This is a genomic window from Mycobacterium sp. UM_Kg1 (assembly GCF_000972925.1).
Classification (GTDB): Bacteria; Actinomycetota; Actinomycetes; order Mycobacteriales; family Mycobacteriaceae; genus Mycobacterium; species Mycobacterium hiberniae.
Genome location: NZ_JRMK01000187.1, coordinates 1 through 6,459, shown reverse-complemented (window position 1 = coordinate 6,459; position 6,459 = coordinate 1). Strand labels below are relative to the sequence as shown.

8 protein-coding genes are annotated in these 6,459 nt (G+C 67.6%); 2 read left to right on the top strand and 6 right to left on the bottom strand.

Annotated features, from left to right (window positions below):
- From LI92_RS19170 to LI92_RS19160, 3 genes are all read right to left on the bottom strand, one after another.
- On the bottom strand, positions 1–168 hold a 168-nt coding region (locus LI92_RS19170; protein ID WP_046321772.1), incomplete at its 3' end, for a dihydrodipicolinate synthase family protein.
- Between the two features lie 31 nt (positions 169–199).
- On the bottom strand, positions 200–952 hold the full coding sequence (gene thyX, locus LI92_RS19165; protein ID WP_046321774.1) for an FAD-dependent thymidylate synthase: 753 nt from the start codon (positions 950–952) through the stop codon (positions 200–202).
- A gap of 10 nt (positions 953–962) precedes the next feature.
- Entirely contained in the window at positions 963–1,688 is a 726-nt protein-coding gene (locus LI92_RS19160) for a sensor domain-containing protein (protein ID WP_046321771.1), read from the bottom strand.
- 147 nt (positions 1,689–1,835) lie between these two features.
- On the opposite strand from LI92_RS19160, the gene LI92_RS19155 reads away from it, so the two are divergent.
- Positions 1,836–3,323 (top strand): flavin-containing monooxygenase, encoded by a 1,488-nt coding sequence (locus LI92_RS19155; protein ID WP_046321770.1) that lies wholly within the window; start codon positions 1,836–1,838, stop codon positions 3,321–3,323.
- Here LI92_RS19155 and LI92_RS19150 read toward each other — a convergent pair.
- Genes LI92_RS19150 through LI92_RS19140 form a run of 3 tightly spaced genes read right to left on the bottom strand, consistent with a single transcriptional unit; the run spans position 3,308 to position 5,816 of the window.
- Positions 3,308–4,501 (bottom strand): winged helix-turn-helix domain-containing protein, encoded by a 1,194-nt coding sequence (locus LI92_RS19150; RefSeq protein WP_286135197.1) that lies wholly within the window; start codon positions 4,499–4,501, stop codon positions 3,308–3,310. The two genes, LI92_RS19155 and LI92_RS19150, sit on opposite strands and share 16 nt — an antisense overlap.
- Positions 4,502–4,539: 38 nt before the next feature.
- Positions 4,540–5,019, bottom strand: coding sequence for a dihydrofolate reductase (locus LI92_RS19145; RefSeq protein WP_046321768.1), 480 nt, complete (start codon positions 5,017–5,019; stop codon positions 4,540–4,542).
- Positions 5,016–5,816, bottom strand: a complete 801-nt coding sequence (locus LI92_RS19140) for a thymidylate synthase (protein ID WP_046321766.1) — start codon at positions 5,814–5,816, stop codon at positions 5,016–5,018. The genes LI92_RS19145 and LI92_RS19140 overlap by 4 nt, the downstream gene beginning before the upstream one ends.
- An 85-nt stretch (positions 5,817–5,901) precedes the next feature.
- Here LI92_RS19140 and LI92_RS19135 point away from each other — a divergent pair.
- A partial coding sequence (locus LI92_RS19135) for a dienelactone hydrolase family protein (protein ID WP_046321773.1) occupies positions 5,902–6,459 on the top strand: 558 nt, incomplete at its 3' end.

Below are 6,459 nucleotides of genomic sequence, written 5' to 3'. Positions count from 1 at the left end.
ATGTGTATAAGAGACAGTCACCAGACCGTCGCAACCGGCGTCGATGAGGCGATTGGCCAGACGGACCGCCGTGTCGGTGTCCACCGAGCCGTCCGCGCCGAAGGGGGTCACCATGGCGGTCAGCACGGTGCCGAACTGCGCCTTGGCGTCGAATCCGCTGCTGCTCACGGCCCCAAGATTACCTGGCGCCCGGACGTACTCAGACCTCGGTGGCGAGCGGACTGGTCGCGACTTCGGTGCCGTCGGCCAGCGTGCTGATCTGGAAGTCCCCGAACGCCGCCGGCGCCGCACCCGACAACTGGCGCAGGCACTCGACGGCCAGCCGCCGGATCTCGACGTCGGCGTGCTCGCTGGCCCGCATCGCGATGAAATGCCGCCAGGCCCGGTAATTGCCGGTCACCACGATGCGGGTCTCGGTGGCGTTGGGCAACACGGCGCGGGCGGCCTGGCGGGCCTGCTTGCGCCGCAGAGTCGCGTTGGGCTGATCGGCGAACTTGGCTTCGAGCCGGGCCAGCAGCGTGGCGTAGGCGGCGTGGCTGGCGTCGGCGGCCTCGATCAGGATCTGCTGCAACTCCGGATCGTCCTGAATGCCGGGGGGTAGCACGACGCGAGAATCCGGTTCGGGGACGTAGCGCTGCGACAGTTGAGAGAACGAGAAGTGCCGGTGCCGGATCAGCTCGTGGGTGGCCGACCGGGACACTCCGCTGATGTAGAACGTGACCACGGCGTGCTCGAGCACCGAGAAATGGCCGACGTCGATGATGTGCTTGAGGTAGGCGGCGTTGGTGGCGGTGCGCGGGTTGGGCTTGGACCAGGTCTGGTAACAGGCGCGGCCGGCGAACTCCACCAGGGCCTGCCCGCCGTCGGCATCGGTGCTCCAGGGCACGTCCGGCGGCGGAGTGAACTCGGTCTTGGCAATCAGTTGCACGCGCAGCGGCGCCGTCTCGGCCACGGCACTCACCTTAAGGTGTGCCCGCCCCCCCTGGTGGGAGGCCGTCAGCCTTGCGGACCTTCTCGGCGATCTGCCGGGCGATGACGACCGCGGAGTCCTTGGGGTCCGCACTGCAGGTATTGATGTCGATCACGACGTTGTTGGCCACGGTCAAGGCCCGCCCACAGGCCCAGCTGGCGTCGTTGCCGGCGTTGCTCTGGGTCGCGACGGTGCTCAGCATGCCATCGGCGTTCACGATGGGCGCGGCGATCCAGGTGCTGCCGCTCTGCACATGGCTGTACTCCTCGCAGGCCAGCCACTGCTCGGCGGAAGCGGCGAAGAACGCCGCGGCCTGATTCGCCGACGGGAACGCGACCACGGCCTGCTCGACGTAGTGCTCGAAATCGTCGCCCTCGCTCATGGCCTGCTCCCGCACCCCGGTGTAGCCGCTGTCGGCGTAGACCAGCGCCTGGCCGGCGCCGTCGATGGGCAGGCATTCGCGGGGCTGCATGCTGGCGCTGTCGTCCGACAACGCGTTGTGGATGCGGGTGACAACCATGTCGGTCGCCTCCATGATCGGGTTGACCTGTTCGGGCGGCAGCAGCAGGGCGCGCAGCCCGGTCTCGCGGACCGGCACGGCCGGGGTGGTGGTCACCGCGCTGGTGGCCGGCGGCAGAACTCGCAAGCCATGCTGCCCGCAGCCGGCGGCCAGCACCGCACCGACGACGACAAGCCCCCACAAAACACAACCCCGCACCCGACCCACCCCGATTTGCCGACTCAGAGATCGCCGCGCCCGGTCACGGCGCCACGACCTGAACATAGAATCGGTGATAACTTAGCACCGAAGCGCCCCGGCCCGTCGTGTTCGCCCGCCACGAACACCGGGGATTACCATCTGGGCATGGAGACCGAGCAGCACGAGGCCGTCATCGTCGGCGCAGGATTTGCTGGAATCGGCGCGGCCATCCAGCTCAAGCGCCTGGGCATCGAAGACTTCGTGATTCTTGAGCGCGAAGACGATCTGGGCGGTACCTGGTATGTCAACCACTACCCAGGGCTTGCCGTCGACGTGCCCACGACCACCTATTCGTACTTTTTCGAACCGAATCCGAATTGGTCACGGATGTTCAGCACGGGCGAGGAGATCAAGCAGTACGCTGACGACGTCGCAGCCAAATATGATGTGGTTCGCCATATCCGGTTCAACACCGTGGTTGAGGGGGCCCGCTGGGACGAGGAGGCCTCGCTTTGGCGGGTAAGCCTCTCCGGCGGCCAAACCATCAGCGCCCGCTACTTGTTCACCGCCACCGGTTTCCTGTCCCAGCCCCACATCCCCGACATTGCGGGCATCGAGTCCTTCCGCGGCCGGGTCATCCACACCACCAAGTGGGATGACAGCTATGACCCGACAGGTGAGCGCATCGCCGTGATCGGTACCGGCGCGACTGCGGTTCAGCTGATCCCCGAGCTGGCCCGGACCGCCGCCGACCTCACCGTGTACCAGCGCACCCCGATCTGGGTGGTTCCCAAGGTCGATCTACGGTTCGGACCGTGGGCCAAACGGATGTTCGCCCGCCTGCCTTTCACGCAGCGCTTCCTTCGCTGGCTCACCGACTCGACGTACGAGTGGATGGTCACCCTGGGAGTCCGGCGCTATCGCCTGTTCCGCGGCCGGTTCAACATCGCGGCCTCGGATCTGGCCAAAATCAACCGGTTCCTGGTCATCCGCGATAAGGATCTGCGCCGGCGCCTCACCCCGGACTACGATTTCGGCTGCAAGCGCCCGACCTTCTCCAACGGCTACTATCAGGCATTCACCCGACCGAACGTGCACCTGCAGGACGCCGGGATCGACCACATCGAGGCCGACGGGATCGTCGGCAACGACGGCGCCAAGGTCGAAATCGACACGCTGGTGCTGGCCACCGGGTTCGACCTGTGGGAGGCCAATTTCCCCGCTATCGAGGTGATCGGCCGAGAAGGCCGCAACCTCGGAAAGTGGTGGCGCGAAACCCGATTCCAGTCCTATCAGGGCGTGTCGATGCCGTACTTCCCGAATTACCTGAGCCTCGCCGGGCCGTACGCGTTCCTGGGGTTGAACTTCTTCAACACCATGGAGTATCAGATGCGACTCATGGATCGGCTCTTCACCGAGGTCAAACGCCGCGGGGCGACGACGTTCGAGGTCACCGAGGAAGCCAACGCCGCTTTCCTGAAGCGGATGACCGAACTGCTCGGAGATTCGGTGTTCACCGCGGGTAACTGTGCCAGCGCGCACTCGTACTACTTCAGCCCCAACGGTGATCCCGCGTTGCTGCGGCCGACCTCGACTGAAACCGCGATCCGGGAAGCCAGCGAATTTCCGCTGACCGACTACCGTATTGCCTGATCGGGGCTGCCGACCTGCCGTAGGCGATCGACCAGATCGCCGCGATCCCCGATCGTGATCCTGCCCAGTCCCAGCCACGACGCCATCGACGCCAGCTCGCCGGCCAGGCCGACTGCGATCCGGTCCAGCCGCCGGCCCGGCTCGGCGAACGCCCCGACGACGTGCAGCGCGTCGCGGTGCCGGTCAGCCTTAAGGTCCACCCGGGCAACCAGTTCGCCGTCCAGCAGGAACGGCCACACGTAGTAGCCATACTGGCGCTGGGCAGCCGGGGTATAGATCTCGATCCGGTAGTGGAAGCCGAACAGCCGCTGTACCCGGGGCCGGTAGAAGATCAGCGGATCGAACGGGCACAACAGCGCGGTACCGCGGTTGGCCCGCGGTATCGACTGCCCGGCACGTAGGTAGGCCACGCTGTCCCAGCCCTGTACGGCGACCGGTTCCAGCTCGCCGTCGGCCACCAGCCGGGCGATCGCCGGCTTGGTCTGGGCGGCCGACAGCCGAAAGTAGTCCCTCAGGTCGGCCTCCGTGGCCACCCCCAGCGCGCCGGCCGCCCGCCGTACCAGCTCGCGCACCGCCTCGTCGTCATCGACCTCGACCGCCAGCACCTGCGGCGGCAGCACGTTCTGGACCAGGTCGTAGTGCCGGGCAAATCCGACCCGGGTGGCGGTGGTCAGCACGCCGGAGGCGAACAACGCCTCGGCCACCCATTTGGTGTCGCTGCGGTTCCACCACGGGCCTTTGCCGGCCCGCCCGGATGCGGCGGCAAGATGCGCTTCGATCTGGCCGGCGGTCGCCGGTCCGAGCTCCTCGATCGCGGCGGCCACGTCGGCGACCAGTTGCGGATTGCGTCGCACGATCGCCGAGCCCCACCGGCCGTGCGGCCACTGCCGCATCCGCCAGCGCAGCAACGGCCAGTCCTCAACGGCCATCAGCGCCGCCTCATGCGCCCAGTACTCGACCAGCAGCCGCGGCGCGCGGGCGCTGTGGCTCCACGCCGCCCGGTCGAGCACCGAACGGTCGTAGGGGCCCAGCCGGCTGAAGACCGGCGCGTAGTGGGCGCGCACGGCGACCGACACCGAGTCCAGCTGCAGAACCTGTATGCGCGAGATCAACCGCTGTAGGTGCGCCCTGCCCACCGCCGCCCGCGGCCTGGGTTGCGCGAACCCCTGTGCGGCCACGGCGATTCGCCGTGCCTGAGCTGGGCTCAGCGTGGGCGTCACCGCAGGTAGCTGCAGAACCGGTACCGCAGACCTGTTGCGCTGGTGAGCCACTCGCCCTTGACCACCGACCACTGGTGGTCGAGTTCCGGAGCGGCGGCGTCCCCGTCGCGTGGCGGCAGGTCGAGGTCGATCTCGGTGACTTCGCACCGGTCGGCTTTCGGCAGTGCCAGCTGATAGATCTGCGCGCCGCCGATCACCCAGGTCTCGGCATCGGTCAGCGCCGCGTCCAGGGAGGCGACCACTTCGGCGCCGTCAGCGCGGTAGTGCGGCTGGCGGGTCACCACCACGTTGGGGCGCCCGGGCAGCGGCCGCACCGAGGCCGGCAGCGACTCCCAGGTCAGCCGGCCCATCACCACGCGGTGTCCCAGGGTGAGCGCCTTGAAACGCGCCTGGTCCTCGGGCAGTCGCCACGGTATTCCGCCGTCCCGGCCGATGACGCCGGAGACGGACTGCGCCCAGATCAGAGCAAGCGTCATACGGCCACGGGCGCTTTGATCGCCGGGTGGGGGTCGTAGCCACTGATCTCGATGTCGTCGTAGGTGTAGTCGAAGATGGAATCACGTTTCGCCAGAACCAGTTTCGGATACGGGCGCGGCTCCCGAGACAGCTGCTCGCGCACCTGGTCCACATGGTTGTCGTAGATGTGGCAGTCTCCGCCGGTCCAGACGAACTCGCCGACGCCCAGCCCGGCCTGCGCGGCCATCATGTGGGTGAGCAATGCGTAGCTGGCGATGTTGAACGGCACCCCGAGGAACAGATCGGCGCTGCGCTGGTAGAGCTGGCAGGACAGTTTCTGGTCGGCGACGTAGAACTGGAACAGCGCGTGGCAGGGAGCCAGCGCCATCTTGCTCAGTTCACCGACGTTCCAGGCCGAGATGATGATCCGGCGGGAATCGGGGTCGGTGCGCAGCAACTCCACCGCCGCCGCGATCTGGTCGATCTGCTCTCCCGACGGGGTGGGCCACGATCGCCATTGCACTCCGTAGACCGGGCCCAGATCGCCGGTGGGGCTGGCCCACTCGTCCCAGATGGTGACACCGTGCTCGTTGAGCCACTCGATGTTGGAATCGCCGCGCAGGAACCACAGCAGCTCGTAGATCACCGACTTGACGTGCACCTTCTTGGTGGTGATCAGCGGGAATCCGGCGGCCAGGTCGTAGCGCACCTGGTGACCGAACAGGCTGCGGGTTCCGGTGCCGGTGCGGTCCGCCTTGGGAGTTCCGCTCTCAAGCACCAACCGCAGCAGATCCTCGTACGGTGTGGCGATCGGCACGCGCTTAGCTTAGCGGCGAGGGCAAGCGGGGCGAAGCCACGCGCCGCTGTAGGGCCCGCGCACATGGCGGAGTACAACAGAGGCCATGCCTATGATCACCGACACCGTTGCCACGCCCGACGGCGACTGCCCTGTGCGCCTGTTCACTCCGGAGGGGTCCGGCCCCTGGCCGGGTGTCGTGATGTATCCCGACGCCGGCGGGGTCCGCGCGACCTTCGACGACATGGCCGCCGAGCTGGCCGGCATGGGCTACGCGGTGCTGCTGCCCGACGTGTACTACCGAAACGCCGGCTGGGCGCCGTTCGACATGGCGACGGTGTTCGCCGATGCCGGCGAGCGCAGCCGGCTGTTCTCGATGATCGGCACGGTGACCCCCGAGCGGATGGCCACCGACGCGCAGGCGTTCTTCGACTATCTGGACGCCCGGCCGGAGGTGCGGGGGCACAAGTTCGGGGTGTGCGGTTACTGCATGGGCGGCCGCACTTCGGTGGTGGTTGCCGGACGGGTGCCGGATCGGGTGGGTGCCGCGGCCTCGTTCCACGGCGGCGGCCTGGTGACCGATGACGCCGACAGCCCGCACCTGTCGGCCGACCGGATGACGGGCACGATCTATGTGGCCGGCGCCGAAAACGACGCCGGGTTC

Coding starts and splice junctions, on each gene's coding strand:
- LI92_RS19145 (WP_046321768.1), bottom strand. CDS start 5,019: ATGACGCTTGCTCTGATCTGGGCGCAGTCCGTCTCCGGCGTCATCGGC.
- LI92_RS19155 (WP_046321770.1), top strand. CDS start 1,836: ATGGAGACCGAGCAGCACGAGGCCGTCATCGTCGGCGCAGGATTTGCT.